This is a genomic window from Halomonas sp. PR-M31, from assembly GCF_001039575.1.
In the GTDB taxonomy this organism is placed as follows: Bacteria; Pseudomonadota; Gammaproteobacteria; order Pseudomonadales; family Halomonadaceae; genus Modicisalibacter.
In genome coordinates this window covers 1-17,248 of the sequence record NZ_JIBT01000063.1, presented here as the reverse complement: position 1 = coordinate 17,248, position 17,248 = coordinate 1, and the positions used below count along the sequence as shown (strand labels likewise).

The window sequence follows — 17,248 nt, the reverse complement described above, 5'->3', positions numbered from 1 at the left end:
CAGCGTATCTTCGCCTTGATAAGTGCCACGCTTCGCTCGTCGCTGATGCTAGTCTTGAACTTGAAAAGGTAAAACGACTGTACGTCAAGTAAAAGAGACCGGAGTAACGGCCCGGCCAAACTCAAGCCAGTCAACGGCGCAAACCCATGTTACGTATATTGCTGTGGCTGTTACTAGGTTATGCAATGCTGGTAGTGGCGGCCTGTGCCTTTCAGGATCGGCTGCTGTATCTGCCCCAGGCGCGTGAGCATGTGGCCACGCCGGCGGACATCGGCTTGACCTGGGAATCGGTCAAACTGCGCACCGACGATGAGGTGACGCTGGATGCCTGGTGGGTACCAGCCGAGTCTCCACGTGGCAACCTGCTGTTCTTCCATGGCAATGCCGGCAACATCTCGCACCGCTTGGCGTCGATCCAGCAATTCCACCGGCTCGGGCTTTCGGTATTGATCGTCGACTATCGCGGCTACGGCAAGAGCGAAGGACGTCCCTCCGAGTCGGGTACCGCCCTTGATGCCCGCGCCGCCTGGCGCTGGCTGGACGAGACACATGGCATCGAGCCGGGAAAGATCGTGATTTTCGGCCGCTCGCTGGGGGCGGCAGTCGCTGCGGAGTTGGCCAAGGAGCTGAAGCGGGAAGCCAGACCCGCGGCACTGATCCTGGAGTCGCCTTTCACCTCGGTGCCGGCGTTGGCCCAACGGCTCTATCCTTTCCTGCCGGCTCGCTGGCTGACCCGCTTCGAATATGACGTCATTGCCTACGTCAAGGAGATCGAGACACCGGTACTAGTGATCCACAGTCTTGACGACGACATCATTCCGTTCGCCGAGGGCGAAGCCGTCCATGCGGCGGCCCCTGAGCCCAAGCGCTTGCTGGTCATCGGCGGCAGCCACAACACCGGGTTCCTTGAGAGCGAATCGATTTATCTGGAGGGGATCGATGCCTTTTTGAGTGAGCGGACGGGGTTGCCACGGCTGCGCTGAACGTCACTTGGGATTGCCAGGCCCACCAAGACAACATGTATTCAATAGCTTACGGGACGTCCGTGGCGTTACCCTGCAGCACAATGCATAACTATGCGGGGCCCGTACCCGCAAAACTTCTGCAGGGCAGTCCCAGCCTTTGTATCATCCTGTGCCAGCACGCTCGCCCACCCTGCTTTTCTGGCTGACGGAGCCCTCAATCCTTTTTTATCTTTAATTTTTGTGCACCTAAAGTACACTAAAATCGTTTTTGTTAAATAGCCGTGCGGCAATTTCTTTGAAATTATTATAATGTGTTACCTATGAGTGCACATAAAGCAGAAAAATTAAAGAATACTCTCGAAGCTGTCCCTCCCGGCTTCATGGTTGATTCTGACTGGCTGAAACGCCATGAAGTCAGCCGCTTCCTCGCGCGCAAATATGTTGATCGCGGCTGGCTGATGCGCGTGACCCGCGGCGTTTTCCTGCGCCCGGCACCGGGTGCAGGAAAACCCGACACCATCGACTGGAAGACCTGCTTGCTCTCTATGCAGCACATCATGGGCTACGATGTTCACATCGGTGGCATGGCGGCGCTCGCGCTGCAAGGCTACAGCCATTATTTGCCGCTGGGCGGGAACGCGCCGGTTTGGGTCTATGGCGAAGGCACACCAAACTGGCTGGTCAGGCTACCGCTGAACGCACCTCTGGAAACACGTACCACGACCCTCTTCTCCGATCCGGCCCTCGGCCTTGCCAAGGACGGCTCCAACGCCGCAAGCACCCTGCCTTGGGACTGGCAACTGAGGATGTCATCACCCGAACGGGCGGTCCTGGAAGTCATGGACGAGCTGCCCGGCCATGAGAGCTTCCACAATCTCGATATGGTGTTTGAAAGCCTGACGACCCTGCGCCCGCGCACCCTGTCAGCGTTGTTGCACAGTTGCAGGAAGATCAAGGTTACGCGGCTGTTCTTCGTCTTTGCCGACCACCATAACCACCCGTGGCGCAAGCGCCTCGATCCGCAGGAATTCAATCTCGGAAGCGGCGACCGCGCTCTGGTCAAAGGCGGCAGGATACACCCGCGCTACCGCATCATGGTGCCGGAAGAATTTGCGATAACGGAGACAGCCGATGGCGCGTGAAGTTTACGAGGCACAGGTCGCCCTGCTCGTACGCCTCCTTCCCTATGTCGCCGAAGAAGGCATCTTCGCCCTAAAAGGCGGCACGGCCATCAACCTCTTCTACCGCGACCTCCCACGTCTTTCGGTTGATATCGACTTGACCTATTTGCCGGTCAAAGACCGTGCCGAAAGCCTTGCCGAGATCAATGAAGCGATGGACCGAATTGCCACTGCCATCGAGCGCCCGCAGGCCGCTGATCTCCCCGCGGTGCGCTGGAAACTTATCAACCTGAACAAGCTGATCGGGCAGAATGCGGAAAAACACATAGCCCAGCGTAAAGAACTGGAAGCGCTGTTCTGAGCTCACTCGGCAACAGCGCCAAAATCATGAGTAATGGTTAACGCTTTAGTAGTTGCAGGACCCAGAATGCTCGAGGCGTGATCTGGCAGTAACAGTATTCATAATGGCCTTGCGAAGATCAATGGAGGGAGACTTTTCACCTTGGCAATACGGACACCAGATCTAGAAGGAAAATATACCGAAGCGGAGAAATGATGGATCTGGTTGGTGGGCCCAGCAGGACTCGAACCTGCGATCAAGGGATTATGAGTGCAATTTTGTAACATTTCGGACCGCGCCTGCAATGCGGTTGTACTTTAAAATCAATTAGTTAACAGTTTCCATCATTCACGCTAGCCACACAGATTCCCTGCAATCAGCAACCAATTCGCAACCAGACTTGCAACCCATAAACCTGGCAGATTGAATCGGGTATTGTCCAACTGATGGGGTCCGCCTCAGCCATCAATGCGACTCCTGGTCTTGGCGATACTGTTCACTCGCCTGCTGTGGCGGTGCATCGTCACCAACCAATACGGGTTTGCCGTCCTCCCAAATTACAGCGTACTGGCCGAGACGGCGCTTCCGCTCCAGAGTTTCCGCCACGGCAGTGCGAAGACTATCGAGCATCTTCTGAGTATCTGGTGTCGGTTGGGTCATAGCTGTGCCTCCTTGACGAGAACGTTGTAATGGCGGTCATCGAGAATATTGCGCGTCTGGTCTGCCTGCTCGAAGACCGGCTCAGGTGTGCCCCCGGCGTTCATGAAGCAGCGCGCCCGGGTGACACTGGGGGCGTAGAGCGTCAGCAGATTATTAAGGCTGCGCGGGAACCGACGTTGGATATCCTTCAACGGGATATTGTGGCCGCCGTGAGAGACGCGCTCTGCGACGCGCAAGCGAGACATCTCTACCGAGGGCAGCGCCAGATAGACCAGCTCGACTCGCCAGCCGTTGAAGAGTAGCCGTTTCACCAAGCTCAGATATCCCCTTCCCGATAGAGTCGTCTCGAAGGCGAAGTCCTCTCCATCATCTATGGCGTCTTCGATCTCGCGCAGGAAAATCCGGCTAGCCGCTAGCAATTCACGCTCCGGAGCCAACGGCGACAGCCCGGCGGCGATCAAGTCGGCATTGATGAATCGCGCGCACTTGGCCACCTGGGGTAGGTAGTGAAGGGCAAACGTCGTCTTGCCGGCACCGTTGGGGCCGGCAACGATCCAGCAGGTCGGTGCCGTCGACTCAGTACTCATCGTATTAGCCTCCTACGCACGGGAGAGGCAAGTTTACCCTGAGCAGTATATCTACGAGCACAGCGGAGCACCTCGCCCTTGTTGGTCTAGAGAAGTGGGAGTTTATCAGTCTCCATCCGGTGAACCCATCTTCTACTGAACTGCGACTTTGATGACGGTAGGTGTCCACCTATTGCTTAGCGGGCACCTATCATGAGTGAGTTAAATGTGTTGGAGCTATCTCAAAGTACTCAAGACTTCAAGAACTCGATGAGGGTGGCTCCAGCTCGACTGCTGCACCCAGCATCGCCCACGGCCCCGCCCAGCAAGCATCCTCGAAAGCGCTCTCTCCTCTACGTTACGTTCGCTATCCATCGTTCCCTGCATTACCTGATCTCATTATTTTTCCAGGACCCGTACGAGCGTCGCCCTAAGCGGGTTAATCTTGCCTTGCCCGCACTTGCTGGCGAATCAAATAAAAGAGTCCCGATTCCAGGGTTGCCACGCTATAAGGCAATTCATGCCGTGCCAAAAACTCCTGGAGACAGTAGATAAAGAGCGCATAGCCTTTCGGATTCCTTGCAAACCCCAGCCCCTCACTGATCACCTCATCAAGTACGGCATACCGCTTTGGGTCCAGCATCCGCAAGTGCTTGCTGGCAAAGGAGACACCCAGACCTTTGATAGCAATGCCCGGCGCGATGAGACTGACAGCAACGTCTGTCGCTGCGGCGATCGCCAGCCAGTCGTCCATAGCCCGGCTCATGTCGGGCAGTCGGTAATGCCGGGGCAGGTTGCCCCAGACCCGAGGACCCTTGCCCCAGTCGCAGACAGCCTAGCATATCCAAATCCATCGGTTGTCGTTATGTCATTCGACGATCAAGCAGCTTTCCTGAACAGCCTGAGCAGTACCTTGGCCCGCGAGGCACCGACGTATTCCACTTTCGGGTCCGAGGCCCAGGTTCCGCTGCCAATGTCCATCAGCAGCACGACGCTGGCATCCAACCCCTTGACCGCCGAGACGTTGTACATCCGCGCTGCGTACTGGGGATGGGTCTCGGCCAGAGTCGTCAGCACCTCGCTTTTTTCCACTCGAAAAGGCGTCAGCAGCAGTATCTGCTCGGGCGTGAAGCCCTCCCCCTCCAGGCTGTCTAGGGTGACCCGCGCCAGTTCGCACTGCTGTTCCGGGGTCTTCCAGCGCAACGTTTCGACGCCTCGCTCGCTGCTGGGCAGATGATCGCCAGGCTCCGCTGCCGCAGCGTGGTGCTGGCGGAGCCAAGTAGCGATCTCCAGGGCGTTGCGGTAGTTGCGATGCAGCATGAAGGGATAGGGCACCATGCCCGTGAACACCTCTACGGGTAGCTGATAGTCCCGACCGTAGAGGTTCTGGGCGGGGTCGGCGAACAGCGTGACCTGGGCCTCGCTGGCCAGTAGCTCGTTCAGCGCCAGCCACCAGTAAGACTCATAGTCCTGGGCCTCATCTACCACGAGGGCATCGAAGGTATCGGGACGGCGATGCAGGGCCTCCACCAGCAGGTCCGGCGCTGTTTCGTTGTAGAACGTGCCCTTCTCCCCAGGCGCCATCGGTATTTGCCAGCCAAGACCTGCGGCCTTGGCGCGCTGCTCGCACAGCTCGTGAAAGGTCAACGCCTCGATGCGCAGCGCATCATCTTCGAACAGCGCCTGTCGGTGCGCCTCGGCCAGGGCAGTGTTGAAGCACAGCAGCAGCACGCGCTTGCCTTCTCGGGCCAGCTGTTCGGCCCGCAGCCGTGCCAGGATGCTCTTGCCGGTTCCCGCGCCGCCATGGATCGCCATGCGTGGTATGTATTCGAGCAGGCGCAGCACCCACTGCTGTTCGTTGCCAAGACGAAACAGGCTGGCCTCCACGTCTCGGGCCTGTTCGACGACGCTGCCCACCAGGGCGCAGGCCGGACGCAACAGGTGATGCTCGATCAGCTTGGCCTGCTGCTTGGTCAGCGGCAGGTCGTTGGTAGCATGCGGGCCGGCCAGCGGTGCATTGGTAAAGCGCCTGGCCAGGTCATCGGCAGTCAGCGCTTCCAGATCGCTCTTGAGCAGCAGATGGTCGCGGTTGAGGGCCAGCACGGGCATTTCCCCGCGCCACTCACCCACGTCGGGAAATACCAGCACCGGCGCCACGGGCAGGCGCAGATCGCCCACCACCTTGCCCATGGCCTGCAGCAGGCTGCCGGTCTGTTTCTTGAGCTGCTCGAGCGGTGTGGTGATCAGGCGGTGGGTGCCATGATTACCCTGGCTGTACCAGTGGCCATCTGCTTCCAGCCATACGCCGCCGCCCTTGACCTCCCATAGCTGAAAGCCGTAATACGGATGAAACAACAGGAAATCGATCTCGCCTACCCAGGTGCCTTTTGCATTGCGGGTCTGGGTGGCCAGGCTATGCATGACGGTCAAGCCAGGAAAATCCAGGGCGCGCAGGCGCCGATAGACCTTGGCTTCGGCGCGGGAAGGAAGAGTGTCGAGCTCTTCGTCGCTGCGATGCGGGTAGATTGTGGCCATGGATCAATAACGCCCAATGGTGAATGGATTGTCTGGCTCACTCACTGACCCAGACGAAATTTTTGCGGAAAAGAGTACGTTCGCCATTGAAGCGATAGGCACACAGCTTGCCCTCGCTGGCGCTCTGGGTATGGCCTGCCGCAATGCTGTAATCCAGGCAGGCGATATAGCGATTGAGCGGTTTGGGTTCGCCGGTCAGCCAGTAATGACCCACGAACAGCGGCTTGTCGCCGGCGTAGCCGGGCAATACGTCTTCGGGAACCGGGCAGGTAGGAATGGCCTCGAGCTGGTCGGCGGGCACCATGGCCAGATCACGATAGCTCAGCTGCTTCAGCGTCCACCATTGGGTGCGAATATGATGGCGTGGGTTGCCGTCCTTATCATGGAACTCGTATCCCTTCGGCAACGGGATTTCCAGACCCTTAACAGCGGTTTCCAGCGCATCGAACGGGGCCGAGTCCTTGCGACATAGTGCCGGCCAGGCCTCGGGCAGAATGCGCTGCTGTTCGTCCATATAATCGCTCAGCACACCTAGTGACGGCGGATGCCAGCAGGCATGAATTACTCGTAGCTCATCCAGATCCAGATACAGCGGCAGGGTCTTGAACCAAGCGATATGCTCACGGTGAAGCGCACTGCCCTCTTCAACCTGGTCGAGATACGCCTGATGCTGGCGCTGGTTCTTTGGAGTATGCGGACGCAGATACTCACCGGAAGATTCGGGATCTTCCGTTGCCCAGGCCACGGCATTGAACTCGTGATTACCCATCACCGCCAGGGCCTGTCCGGCCTCGACCATGCCCTTGGCGATCGCCACGGTTTCCGCCTGCTCCGGACCTCGATCGACGAAATCGCCGAGAAAGATCACCTGGCGCTGCGGGTGTTGCCAGACGCCCTTCCGCTCGGTGTAGCCCAGCTTGCTCAAAAGATGCTTGAGGGGCGTGGCATAGCCGTGAATATCGCCGATCAGATCGTACATGATGCCTCTTGAATTTGAATTATTGGTTATTCGTATCCGCCGCAGGCAGCTGTGCGGTGATTTCCTTATGCCCAACTTGCATCGAGGCGCGGTTGGGCACCCCACCATGCCAATCACCCAGCACCCTACCGGAAGGATCGATCACGATGGCGGCGTCTTCGGTATAAAAGAACAGGAAGCGTTGGGCCGTGCCCCAGATTTTTACATCGCCGCCGGTTTGCGCCATGAATTGACATACGCGCCGCCGGGCCACTTCGATTTGTTCGTGCCATGGCCTGCGCCAGAATCCCTTGGGAAATGTCAGGCGTCGCTTTGGCTCGCAGAGTGCCAGAATGAAAATCGCCGTGACCGGGCGATCCGAACGCCGAAAGCCGGTGTCGATGAAAAGGTAGGGCTTGAAGGCCTCCCTCTCCTCTCTCAGCCATTGCTGCCGCGCGTCGATGGCCGGCAGATAGTCGTCCTCGGCCATGCCGAGCGCCTCGCACAGCGCACAGAGAAAGGCCCGACTACCGTAGCGAAAATCGAAGCCGCCGCTCGTCAGGCCCAGGTCGGGATCCGCCAATACCGTCTGGAGGCGTTGAATCGCAGCTTCCCGGGGCTTGGGGTAACCCATCCGCTGCAATAATTTTGGCGCAGGAATTGAGGCTGCCCGGCGCTGCAGCTCGGCACGCAACTGCTCCATTATTGTCTCCCGGCTGTCCGATCGCGTCAGATCGTAGAGCGTTGATTTGCAAGACGACGACACAATGCCGGCACATCGATACGCTCGGCAAGCGCTTCCCCGAACCATTCGTCGAAAGTGTCACGCAGCGCCTTCTCCAGCGACTGGCCTTGTTCACGTTTCGACACGATATCCTCGGCAATCGCGTCATACTCATCGAAGCAGCCATTCTCCTTGCAGCAGGTATCCATGGGATCGGCGTCGAACAAGGCACGGGACAGTTGCTCGGCAGTCAACGACATGACAAGTTCCCTCATACAGCGGTGGGTTGATCCAGGGTCGAGCACAGTAAACTCTGACTGGTGATCCCGGGTTTCAGTTTGAAGAACAGGTACTCACCCTCGATGATCTGCGGGGCGTAACATGCCATGAGCATAGCCCTGCCATGCGACAATTCGTGTCGCTTCCCGAGGAGATCTTGTCGGATACCCTCCCGGTAGGGAGAGACCAAGCCCGGCATCAACGCTCACTGCTAGTGAGTTGGCAGGCGTACCGTTACGCTCCCCTCACACCTTGGCCATTGAATGGAGCGTGCATGTCGGAAATTCGTGAGACCCTGTTTCGCTACCTGACCCTGCTGCAACTGATCCCACGCAGTCCTGGTCGCATATCGACGCCGGTCTTGCTGGAGAAGCTGCAAGAACGTGGATTCCAGATCGATACCCGATCGCTGCAGCGCGATCTGCGCGACAAGCTCGCCCTGCATTTCCCTCTGATCTGCGACGACGACAGCAAACCTTATCGCTGGTACTTCGACCGGGCGTTTCACTGCAACCTGCCAGCCCTCGATGTACCCAGCGCCTTGACCCTGGTGCTCGCCGAGGAGTACCTCCGTGGGCTGCTGCCGCCGGTCGTGATCGGCCAGCTTGCCCCTCAGTTCTCCGATGCCAGACGCTTGCTGGATGATATGGAGCGCAATGGGCTAAGCCAGTGGGCCAAACGCGTGCGGGCGATACCCAACGGCAAGGCCCTGTTGCCCGCACAGCTCGAGGAAAACACCTGGCAGAGCGTGGCCCAGGCGCTACTGGAGAAGAAGGCCTTGGACGTGACATACCTGTCGCGCAGCAGGGAAGTACGCAAGAGTTTTACGCTGCACCCGCAGGGCCTGGTGAGCCGCCACAGCGTGACCTACCTGCTGGCCACCGTGAACGACTATGACGATGTCCGTCAGTTCGCCCTGCAGCGAATTGAAGCCGTCGCTTTCAGCAATAATGCGTGGCGCGAGTCAGAGGGCTTCGACCTGGACGACTACATCGGCAGCGGTGCCTTCGGCTATCCACAGGGCTCGGACGATGTCCGACTGGTTGCGCATGTCGAACCCCAGGTCGCCTGGCTACTGACCGAGACGCCGCTGGCCGAACGGCAGACTTTAACGCCGATTCCTGACAGCGATTGGCAGCGGTTGGAGGCCGAGGTACCGGATGATCAACAGACGCTCTGGTGGTTGCGGGGAATGGGCGCTAGCATGGACGTCATCGAACCGCAGGTATGGCGTGACGACATTCGGACCAATGCCGAGAGGGTTTTGTCGCGCCTTGACAAGGCGCCGGCAGATGCATGATCGAGTGGAGCAGACACTGCTGATCTTGAAATGGCGCCGGTGCTCGGACTCGCACCGACACTGTTTCCAGCGGCGGATTTAAATCCGCTGCGCTTCTGCCTTTCTACGGCGCGTGAGTCAGGTCGTGAAATTGAATCCCAGTCGCCTTGATAACCGTGGTCAAGGTCTTGAGTGTGGGATTACCAGTGCGCGACAAGGCGCGGTACAGGCTTTCGCGTGACACCTTGGCCCGCTCAGCAATCGCGGCCATACCGCCTTGCGCTTCGACGACATGACGCAGCGCCATTAAAAATGCCGGCTCCCCGCCTTCTTCATCCAACTCGTTGAATGCAGTGCGCAAGTACTCGGCAGCCATGGTGGGGTCGCTACGCAACATCTCGATGACCGCTTCATCGTGGCTTTTCATTCCTTAGTCCTCCTTCGGTGGTCAACTAGAAACGCCTTGGCCTGCTCGATGTCGGCTTGCTGGCGCTTCTTGCTCCCGCCTATCAACAGCATGACTAGGCGTTGGCCTATCTTGGCGTAATAGACGCGATAGCCTGGGCCATAGTCGATTCGCAACTCCATTACGCCGTCGCCCACAGCTTTGGCATCGCCGACATTCCCAGCAGCCAGACGGTTGAGACGGGTCAGCACGCGCATGGCGGCGTGGCGATCCTTGCGTTTGGTGGCGTCCAGCCAGGCCTGGAAAGGGTCGTGGCCATCGGCGGTCAGGTAATGCGTCAGCTCTGTCATGAAAGGATATTGTAGCTTAAAAGCTACATAATAACAGGTTTGTCGCAGCGCACTTTCACTCTTGGCGTCACTTTCACTCTCGGTGAAAGTGGCGACATTTCGTGTCTTCGGTGCTTCTGTAGTGGCCAAGTACATTAAGCCACCGGCTCACTGTGCAGTGGCCAGCGTGCCGCCGCCATCATGAGCCTGATCCAGTACGCCAAGCTGTTGAACAACCACAAGTCTTACGCCTACCTGAAAGACGTGCTAGAACGGCTACCCACGCAGAATATCGGCCGCCTTGAACAGGTGCCGTTCCAGCTGGTTGAGGGTGAGGATCATGTACTGCGCGCCCTTACTTGTTGGGAGCCGACCGAGATTCAGCCAATAGACTCAACCAACTGGCATCAAGAAAAAAGTGAACACCATGTGTGGGGCTGGAACGACACCGTCTATTAGGCGATGGGGACGGCGGTGGCAGAGCAACAAAGGACGGCTACTGCGATGGAACGGAATAGCTGGTTTTTCCTGCGCTGCTTCCCATGTGCTTCCTAAGCGAAGACAGCCAAGAGAAATCTCAGAATAAATATTTATAACGTATTGATTTTAATGGTGGGCCCAGCAGGACTCGAACCTGCGACCAAGGGATTATGAGTTCGCTTTTAAAACAATAAGTTACTGATACAAAAGGAAAAGCAACCGTAATTGAGCGAAAGGTACAGTTCTTTGGAATCAGTAGGTTAGCGAAAGATGAGGATAGCAAACGAATCTGGTGTGTGTACCGCTCGTGTACCGTTTGAGATCTTCCTCTCTCCCGAATAGCATGCCTCAGGGGGAGCGAAAAACTGCTCGCCTCAAAGGCATGCTGATCTCTTACGGCTAAAAGAGGACACTCAGCCAGTGCAAATTTACGCCCGGCTCACGCGCCGGTTTGGAGCCGCGAAAGCGTCGGAAAACTGGTCGCCGTGCAGCCGATTGTTATACGCGATATGGACCATGATCTCGATGTCTGAATCCGACCAATAGCAGACATTGAAAATCTCAAATTCGACTTCATTGGATATCCTGTTAAGGCATTTTTTGAGAATAAGCTTGGTGAACTGCAACCCGGCATAAAATAGCAGGATTTGCAATTGAGAAAGCTAGCTTTTCAGGGCTATCATAACCTAAACGGATTGCTGTACTTAGTGCTTCTACTACTTCGGAAGATAGACTCTCCTGGTTATCGTACGGACTTATTTCAGTAACAATACGTGTCACCAAACCCATAATAAAAGAAAGGCCTCTTGGTAAAACTGTTCCGACCAACTCTCTAGCTCGTGGACAGGCTTTTGCGGTTGCATTATCTGAATCTGGATTGCCCCCCAAAGCACTCTCTACGTCTCTTAGTGGTGAGCCACTTAGCCACGCACATACCCCCGGAGATAGGGCATCTAGAACGTCATCAGAGAGCTCACCATTTTTATTTCGTCCAGTTGCCCCGAGAATTGACATTTTTACATCAAAGAGTAACAGTTCTTTAGCTTCTGGATCAGTCTTAAACCAATTGAATAGCCAAATAGCCCACTCATTAATTGACGTTGGTAAAGCTCCAATATTTTTAGTAATCGCGGACCTCAAACGTGAAAGTACAAGTGGTGGCAACCCACTTTGTGACGCTAGAATTGATAGAGACTGATCAATTTCATCGCTGTTTTTAAGCTTCACAAGATTTTCCAACTCAACTAATTGGGCATCAAATCTCTGCTCTTCATTATTCGTCCCAGATCGGAATGCAGCAAAAGAGGATTTAAGGTTGAAAAATGAGCTTTCATCGTTTTCAGAATCACTCAGGGTTGAGAGTCGATTAACTAAGTACATCACGTCACGGTCTAGGGTATTGCCATTGGAAATTTCATCTAAAACCCTAGATATTGGGTCTGAAATTTCTACACATCTGTCATCTTCTGGGATTAATGACTGCAATTTACTTACGACATCTCTGTTCAAGCTTCTATTTTCAGGAAAAATGAGAATCGGCTCGGGTACTAGCAATACAATTCCATTTGCAAGATGCCCAGCTCTACCTGCGCGTGCCGCAGCATTCAATAATTCATGCGCCTCCAAAAGTTGGCGACCATCCTTTTCAGCACGTTTATCTCCTGCCAAAATCGCCATTTGCGCAGGGAGATTAAGGCCTTGAGCTAACGTTGGGGTAGCAACAATAACCATTGCACCGTCTGCACGTTTATACATACGTTCAGACAGCTCTCTTTCAATGCGTAGCATCGATGCGTTATGGGGGACTGCGGCGCTTCCCTTGGTTAGCAATGAATGCTCAAGCCCTCCAAGCTCTAACTCTAACGCATCCCATCTGTGATTTTCATCTACCGTTGGGACAATGTTTTGACCAAGCGCAATAGAAATACTTTTAGCAGTAGATATGGCATGAGACTTTTGGTTAACAAATACAATAGTTTTGAGTCGACTACTGGCACTTGTCACGGCCAATGTTGAAGCAACGCTGTTTACATTAGGGGTGATGGCTAAGTTATTTTGATAAAGCTTTCCGCTAAGTAAAACTTTATCCTGCATTAGCTTTGTGAAAGTACAGATCGCATTATTGTTTTCCAAATCCAGCCAATTGTGCTGTAAGCCCCAAATGGCATAAGGATTTATGACCAACTCCCTGGATGAAGCAGATCTTAAATTTGCGGCACGGCTCCCGGCCTGCTTATCAAGACGCGCTTGCACATTTTTTGCGTTTACTTTTATGGATTGAACGTCATTCTCTGCGTAAATTACAACTCCGCGAGCCTGCCTGCTCGGCTTCCATAGCAGATCAACGCTAATACAACTTCTACCCGTTAATTGATTAATCCATTTTGCAAATTCTTCTCCGTTTTTCACCATCGCAGAGAGAAAAAGAGTATCCGCTTCTGGGGCAATTCTATTGAATGCAAGCAAGCAAAGCATACTATCTAACGATCTGCGTATCTTTCCCGATTGCGGGCTGAGCAAATGACATTCATCAAATACTAATAAGCCAACATCATCAAAGGATTCTGGAGAGAAAGAGAGCATTGCTAAGCATCTCTCAGGTGTCATTACCTCAATTTCAGGGAGAACTGCACCAACCTGGAAAAGCAAGTCAAAGTCACTTGATACTGTCGAACCTAAAATGTCTTGGGGGAACATCTCTTGCAGATCGACGGTAAGCTGCTCAACAAGCGCATGAGTTGGGGCAAGAAAAATTACCTTTTTCCCCTGCGATAAAGCACTAGCGATTTTTATTGAGGAAATAGTCGTTTTTCCGGCTCCTGTTGGTAAAACCATTACAGCAGACGTACCAATGTGGTGGAAACCCTCTGTGAGAGCCTTTCTGTGATTAGGCCAAATATAAGGGAATTTTTTTGCTCGTAACGCTATCCAATTATGCCAAAATTCAGTCCCAGAGCCCTGTGGGGGCTCTAGCTTAGTGAGCGCAGATTCAGATATCCCATCATATGTTGCAGTGAGTAATGATGCTAGGTGAGTAATCCCAGGAAACGTGAATTCTACTCCACATGCCAAGGCATCCCTCTTGATTGAAGCTGCTAGTGATTTGACATGCTCAAAAATCGCTTTGGGAGATTGGGTTTGGGCATCGTCCAAACCAATTCCTAAGATTATTTTTGATAGATCTTCTATGCCGAAGACTAGAGACTGAACCAGTGCGATAAAAGCAGAAAATTCGACATTACCTTCCTGCTCTACAACAAAACCTACTCTTTCATTGCTCCTATTAACAATATCTACTAGCCGACCTTTAGCCAAATCTACTATATGTCTGACTAATTCGGTAACAAGGTAATGCTGCCCCTCCTTTTCGATTTTCACCTTGGATGCGGCTTCAAGGGCATCTGCGTATTGTTCAGCCGCAAGAAATAGAAGGACAGCCGCAATTTCAGGTGCTAAACGATCCCTGCTGACATTTTCCCTCTCGGCAATCTCTTCTTCTAATAATTCCTCTCTCCTTGCTATCAATTGCTGAGCACTCGCAGCAACAAATGCAGAGGATCGCCTAATAGACGGATCGCTATTGATAGAAACTACTAGCTCATAGGTGTCCGCAATACGATCTAATGTCCAACCACCTTCCTGGCCTAATTGTTCTTCTCCACCAAGCCTCATAGAGACAATCTGCGCATAGTGACCGGTTAAGAGTTGCGGCAGGTCTTTAGGGGCTAAGTCAGGGAACTCGGGAGCAGATCGAAGGAGTGAAGCTGTTTCTGGATCAAACATTAATCCTGCTCCGCATCTAACTGTTTTATGTAAGCAATGATTTTTGTTGCCAACGCATCAAACCAATCCCTTAACTTACCATCTACAATGAGGCTTGCACCAATGCGTTGTTCCTGGTTTATATCCTTTATTTTGTTATACCCTTTAAACAGTGCCTTTTGGGCTTCCTCCGTATCGAAATCCTGAGTTAACGCAAAACCTGCTCGATATTGTCTGCTTGAGTTATCAATTACCTTGCGAACCATAGACATGGCCTGCACATTACTAACTCCACTCAACTGGATAAGGGTTGCAGCGGCAGCAATAAGTTCTGCATTTCTTGTGTTTCCGTGCCGATCTAAGAACCCAGGTATTACTTTCTGCGTAAATGTATCTCGAGGGTTGTCCGTGCACTTATCTTCAAAGATGGTGGATTTGAGTATTTCACTGCCATCTTCGTTAAGCTCTATCATGATCCCGTCTAAACCTTGAGATGTAGAGCTCGTGTGCGGGTCTTTAAGAAAGCTTTTTTCACCGGACACCTGTTTGGCAGCTATCCAAGAAATAATTTCAAATATCAAGCCATCCCTTTGAATTCTGGGATAGCCCATTCGTGGAGTTTGAGCCACTTCCTGAACAGTGAACTTTATCACTGCTTCCTCTTTGAGTGCCTCATTAGTAAATGCAGGTGCTGCTGGTAACAATTCATCAATAATATGAGCTGCCTGCGCAGCCTGCCCCATAACAACTATTGCTATAAGGCGAGCCAATTGATCTTCATTCTCAACTTTCCATTTTGACCCGACACAATCATCATCAATTGGAAAGCCAGTGATCTCAAGTGCAGCCCAGCTTTGATCTGGAGTCATTAAAAATAAGCCTTGTTTATCTAAAAAATTACTCGATATCAGGACGAGTCAAATGTCCGCTTTGGTGAGAAAACAGACTTACCAGCCCGAGCGTATAACAGGTATTAGACAGCGCGCTCGTTTATTGACTTGAACGAGCGCGCGCGTTCAACATTCTTATACCGCCACATCAAACCACTGATTTTTCGTTGTATTTTCGTTGACTTGGCTATATAACACCAATCAACGAGCATGCTGCCTTTTCCGACATATCGGTTTTGGATCGCTATCCGCCATGACAGACTCCTACCGTAAGTTTTTACTCAGCACGCGAGTCACGGTTCGACCTCCCCGCCAACAGCTTCAAAATCAACAGCGCAAACTGCCTCCCCGTCTCCTCGTCTTCCAGCAACGGCATGCTGAGTTTCTCGTGGTCGCTGAGGGCGTCGAGCACGGCGTCGGTGACCTTCTTCGGGAAAAGGCCGTGCATCACCTGGTCTTCGCTGTGGTTGCGCACCTGGGCCATCACGGCTTCGTCGCGCTCTATGCGGTCGGCGATGCCGTTGGCGAAGTGCAGCTTGTCGTCGTCGCTGACCTCGGCGCCGTAGAGGTCGTTAAGCCGGTCGATTATCTCGTTAAGGCGCTGCTTTTCGGGGTCGTGGGGCTTGCCTGAGCCAACCTCGCTGACCGGGATGAGACCGTAGTCGCCCTCGGCTTCTTCCAGGCGCAGGCGCTTCTCCTCGCGCTTGGTGAGGCGGTAGTGGGTCAGCTCCAGCTCGCTGACGTCGATGTTCTCCTCCTCCAGGAGGCGATCGGTGCGCAGCAGTGGATGGAGATGGCGGCCGAAGACACAGAGCTGCTCCAGCTCGGGATCGTCGAAGGTGACGATCTGACTGAGGAATTCGTAGGTGCGCACGAAGCTCTGCAGGTTCTTGCGGAACAGGTCGAGCTCGTCACGGGTGGTGCCTGCGTCCTTCAGTTCCTGCTCAGCACGCTTCAGGCCCTTGTCATCGACGTTCTGCTCGGCGGCCTGGCGAGCTTCCTTCCAGACCTGAAGCTGCTCCAGAGCCAGCTGATAGCGCTGCTTGAAGCGATCCTGAGCGGGGCGGCAGTGATAGCTGAGGCTCGACGCAGGTGCCTTGGGGTCGTAGAAGGCCTTGGCGAAGGCTTCCACCTCGGGCCAATGGTAGATACCGCTGGCGTCCAGGCCGTTCTGCAGGTCGTACACCACTTGCGGGTCGGAGACGCCGGCCAGCTCGGCCTTGCGGTAGTAGGGCGCGAAAGCGTCAAGGATCTCCTGCTCGTCGTTGTAGAAGTCGAGGATGAAGGTCTGCTTGCCAGGGAACAGCCGGTTGAGCCGCGAGAGGGTCTGTACGCAGTCCACATCACGCAGCTTCTTGTCCACGTACATGGCGCAAAGCTTGGGCTGGTCGAAGCCGGTCTGGAACTTGTTGGCGGCGATCATCACGTTGTAGTCGTCGGTGTCGAACGCCTCGGCCAGATCGCGGCCCTTGAGCCGGGGGTTAAGCAACTGGCTGGTCTCGGTGACCTCCTCGGGGATCTCCTCATCGGGCGGCACGCTGCCGGAGAAGGCCACCATGGGATGAACGTCACCATAGTTCCGCTCCTCGATATACCGACGCATGGCCAGTTGGTAGCGCACCGCCTCCTGGCGGCTGGCCGTGACCACCATGGCCTTGGCCTGGCCATCGAGCAAATGGCGGACATTGTCACGGTAATGCTCGACGATCACTTCCACGCGTTGGGCGATGTTGTAGGGGTGCAGCCGCACCCACTTGGCCAGGGTGCGCGAGGCCTTCTTGGAATCGACCTCCTGGTCCTCGCCATCGGGGTGAGCAAGCTTCCAGGCAGTGCTGTAGGTGACGTAGTTACGCAGCACATCGAGGATAAAGCCTTCCTCGATAGCCTGACGCATGGAGTAGAGATGGAACGGCTCAGGCTTGTTGTCGGCGCCGGCCGGCAGCTCGGGATCCGG

General features: G+C 54.6%; 14 protein-coding genes and 3 pseudogenes. 5 read left to right on the top strand and 12 right to left on the bottom strand.

From position 1 onward, the window contains the following. Positions 1–146 precede the first annotated feature (146 nt). The 3 genes and pseudogenes from CH74_RS15455 to CH74_RS15445 all read left to right on the top strand — a co-directional run. The gene (locus CH74_RS15455) at positions 147–983 is read left to right on the top strand and encodes an alpha/beta hydrolase (RefSeq protein WP_048308418.1); all 837 of its coding nucleotides are present in this window, start codon (positions 147–149) and stop codon (positions 981–983) included. A gap of 302 nt (positions 984–1,285) precedes the next feature. Further along, positions 1,286–2,107 (top strand): type IV toxin-antitoxin system AbiEi family antitoxin domain-containing protein, encoded by an 822-nt coding sequence (locus CH74_RS15450; RefSeq protein WP_048308417.1) that lies wholly within the window; start codon positions 1,286–1,288, stop codon positions 2,105–2,107. After that, positions 2,097–2,330 (top strand): annotated as a pseudogene (locus CH74_RS15445) (nucleotidyl transferase AbiEii/AbiGii toxin family protein); the annotation flags it as partial. The gene CH74_RS15450 and the pseudogene CH74_RS15445, both read left to right, overlap by 11 nt. 561 nt (positions 2,331–2,891) lie before the next feature. Here the strand turns inward: CH74_RS15445 and CH74_RS15440 are convergent. The 7 genes from CH74_RS15440 to CH74_RS15410 form a co-directional block, all read right to left on the bottom strand. After that, the gene (locus CH74_RS15440) at positions 2,892–3,086 is read right to left on the bottom strand and encodes a hypothetical protein (protein WP_048308415.1); all 195 of its coding nucleotides are present in this window, start codon (positions 3,084–3,086) and stop codon (positions 2,892–2,894) included. Continuing rightward, positions 3,083–3,673 carry a zeta toxin family protein gene (locus CH74_RS15435; protein WP_048308414.1) on the bottom strand — a complete coding sequence of 197 codons (591 nt, stop codon included), beginning with the start codon at positions 3,671–3,673 and terminating at the stop codon, positions 3,083–3,085. The genes CH74_RS15440 and CH74_RS15435 overlap by 4 nt, the downstream gene beginning before the upstream one ends. A 418-nt stretch (positions 3,674–4,091) precedes the next feature. Beyond that, a complete protein-coding gene (locus CH74_RS15430) occupies positions 4,092–4,406 on the bottom strand; it encodes a hypothetical protein (RefSeq protein WP_048308413.1) in 315 nt (104 codons plus the stop codon). A 125-nt stretch (positions 4,407–4,531) separates the two neighbouring features. Continuing rightward, positions 4,532–6,187, bottom strand: a complete 1,656-nt coding sequence (locus CH74_RS15425; protein ID WP_048308412.1) for a nuclease-related domain-containing DEAD/DEAH box helicase — start codon at positions 6,185–6,187, stop codon at positions 4,532–4,534. Between the two features lie 37 nt (positions 6,188–6,224). Further along, positions 6,225–7,166, bottom strand: coding sequence for a metallophosphoesterase (locus CH74_RS15420; protein WP_048308411.1), 942 nt, complete (start codon positions 7,164–7,166; stop codon positions 6,225–6,227). A gap of 19 nt (positions 7,167–7,185) precedes the next feature. Further along, entirely contained in the window at positions 7,186–7,848 is a 663-nt protein-coding gene (locus tag CH74_RS15415) for a hypothetical protein (RefSeq protein WP_048308410.1), read from the bottom strand. A gap of 26 nt (positions 7,849–7,874) precedes the next feature. Then, positions 7,875–8,129 (bottom strand): hypothetical protein, encoded by a 255-nt coding sequence (locus CH74_RS15410; RefSeq protein WP_156181550.1) that lies wholly within the window; start codon positions 8,127–8,129, stop codon positions 7,875–7,877. A gap of 293 nt (positions 8,130–8,422) precedes the next feature. On the opposite strand from CH74_RS15410, the gene CH74_RS15400 reads away from it, so the two are divergent. Beyond that, the gene (locus CH74_RS15400; protein ID WP_048308407.1) at positions 8,423–9,448 is read left to right on the top strand and encodes a YafY family protein; all 1,026 of its coding nucleotides are present in this window, start codon (positions 8,423–8,425) and stop codon (positions 9,446–9,448) included. A 103-nt stretch (positions 9,449–9,551) separates the two neighbouring features. Here the strand turns inward: CH74_RS15400 and CH74_RS15395 are convergent, their stop codons facing one another. Next, positions 9,552–9,854 carry an addiction module antidote protein gene (locus CH74_RS15395; protein ID WP_048308406.1) on the bottom strand — a complete coding sequence of 101 codons (303 nt, stop codon included), beginning with the start codon at positions 9,852–9,854 and terminating at the stop codon, positions 9,552–9,554. After that, positions 9,851–10,183, bottom strand: a complete 333-nt coding sequence (locus tag CH74_RS15390) for a type II toxin-antitoxin system RelE/ParE family toxin (RefSeq protein ID WP_048308459.1) — start codon at positions 10,181–10,183, stop codon at positions 9,851–9,853. The genes CH74_RS15395 and CH74_RS15390 overlap by 4 nt, the downstream gene beginning before the upstream one ends. 144 nt (positions 10,184–10,327) lie before the next feature. On the opposite strand from CH74_RS15390, the pseudogene CH74_RS18840 reads away from it, so the two are divergent. Continuing rightward, positions 10,328–10,474 (top strand): annotated as a pseudogene (locus CH74_RS18840) (transposase domain-containing protein); the annotation flags it as partial. A gap of 756 nt (positions 10,475–11,230) precedes the next feature. Here CH74_RS18840 and CH74_RS15380 read toward each other — a convergent pair. The 3 genes and pseudogenes from CH74_RS15380 to CH74_RS18835 all read right to left on the bottom strand — a co-directional run. Then, positions 11,231–14,425 (bottom strand): DEAD/DEAH box helicase, encoded by a 3,195-nt coding sequence (locus CH74_RS15380; RefSeq protein ID WP_048308405.1) that lies wholly within the window; start codon positions 14,423–14,425, stop codon positions 11,231–11,233. Continuing rightward, a complete protein-coding gene (locus CH74_RS15375) occupies positions 14,425–15,273 on the bottom strand; it encodes a hypothetical protein (RefSeq protein ID WP_048308404.1) in 849 nt (282 codons plus the stop codon). Before CH74_RS15375 ends, CH74_RS15380 begins: the two co-directional genes overlap by 1 nt. A gap of 298 nt (positions 15,274–15,571) precedes the next feature. Next, positions 15,572–17,248: pseudogene (locus tag CH74_RS18835) on the bottom strand (type I restriction endonuclease subunit R); the annotation flags it as partial.

Coding starts and splice junctions, on each gene's coding strand:
- CH74_RS15455 (WP_048308418.1), top strand. CDS start 147: ATGTTACGTATATTGCTGTGGCTGTTACTAGGTTATGCAATGCTGGTA.
- CH74_RS15450 (WP_048308417.1), top strand. CDS start 1,286: ATGAGTGCACATAAAGCAGAAAAATTAAAGAATACTCTCGAAGCTGTC.
- CH74_RS15440 (WP_048308415.1), bottom strand. CDS start 3,086: ATGACCCAACCGACACCAGATACTCAGAAGATGCTCGATAGTCTTCGC.
- CH74_RS15435 (WP_048308414.1), bottom strand. CDS start 3,673: ATGAGTACTGAGTCGACGGCACCGACCTGCTGGATCGTTGCCGGCCCC.
- CH74_RS15430 (WP_048308413.1), bottom strand. CDS start 4,406: ATGGACGACTGGCTGGCGATCGCCGCAGCGACAGACGTTGCTGTCAGT.
- CH74_RS15425 (WP_048308412.1), bottom strand. CDS start 6,187: ATGGCCACAATCTACCCGCATCGCAGCGACGAAGAGCTCGACACTCTT.
- CH74_RS15420 (WP_048308411.1), bottom strand. CDS start 7,166: ATGTACGATCTGATCGGCGATATTCACGGCTATGCCACGCCCCTCAAG.
- CH74_RS15415 (WP_048308410.1), bottom strand. CDS start 7,848: ATGGAGCAGTTGCGTGCCGAGCTGCAGCGCCGGGCAGCCTCAATTCCT.
- CH74_RS15410 (WP_156181550.1), bottom strand. CDS start 8,129: ATGTCGTTGACTGCCGAGCAACTGTCCCGTGCCTTGTTCGACGCCGAT.
- CH74_RS15400 (WP_048308407.1), top strand. CDS start 8,423: ATGTCGGAAATTCGTGAGACCCTGTTTCGCTACCTGACCCTGCTGCAA.
- CH74_RS15395 (WP_048308406.1), bottom strand. CDS start 9,854: ATGAAAAGCCACGATGAAGCGGTCATCGAGATGTTGCGTAGCGACCCC.
- CH74_RS15390 (WP_048308459.1), bottom strand. CDS start 10,183: ATGACAGAGCTGACGCATTACCTGACCGCCGATGGCCACGACCCTTTC.
- CH74_RS15380 (WP_048308405.1), bottom strand. CDS start 14,425: ATGTTTGATCCAGAAACAGCTTCACTCCTTCGATCTGCTCCCGAGTTC.
- CH74_RS15375 (WP_048308404.1), bottom strand. CDS start 15,273: ATGACTCCAGATCAAAGCTGGGCTGCACTTGAGATCACTGGCTTTCCA.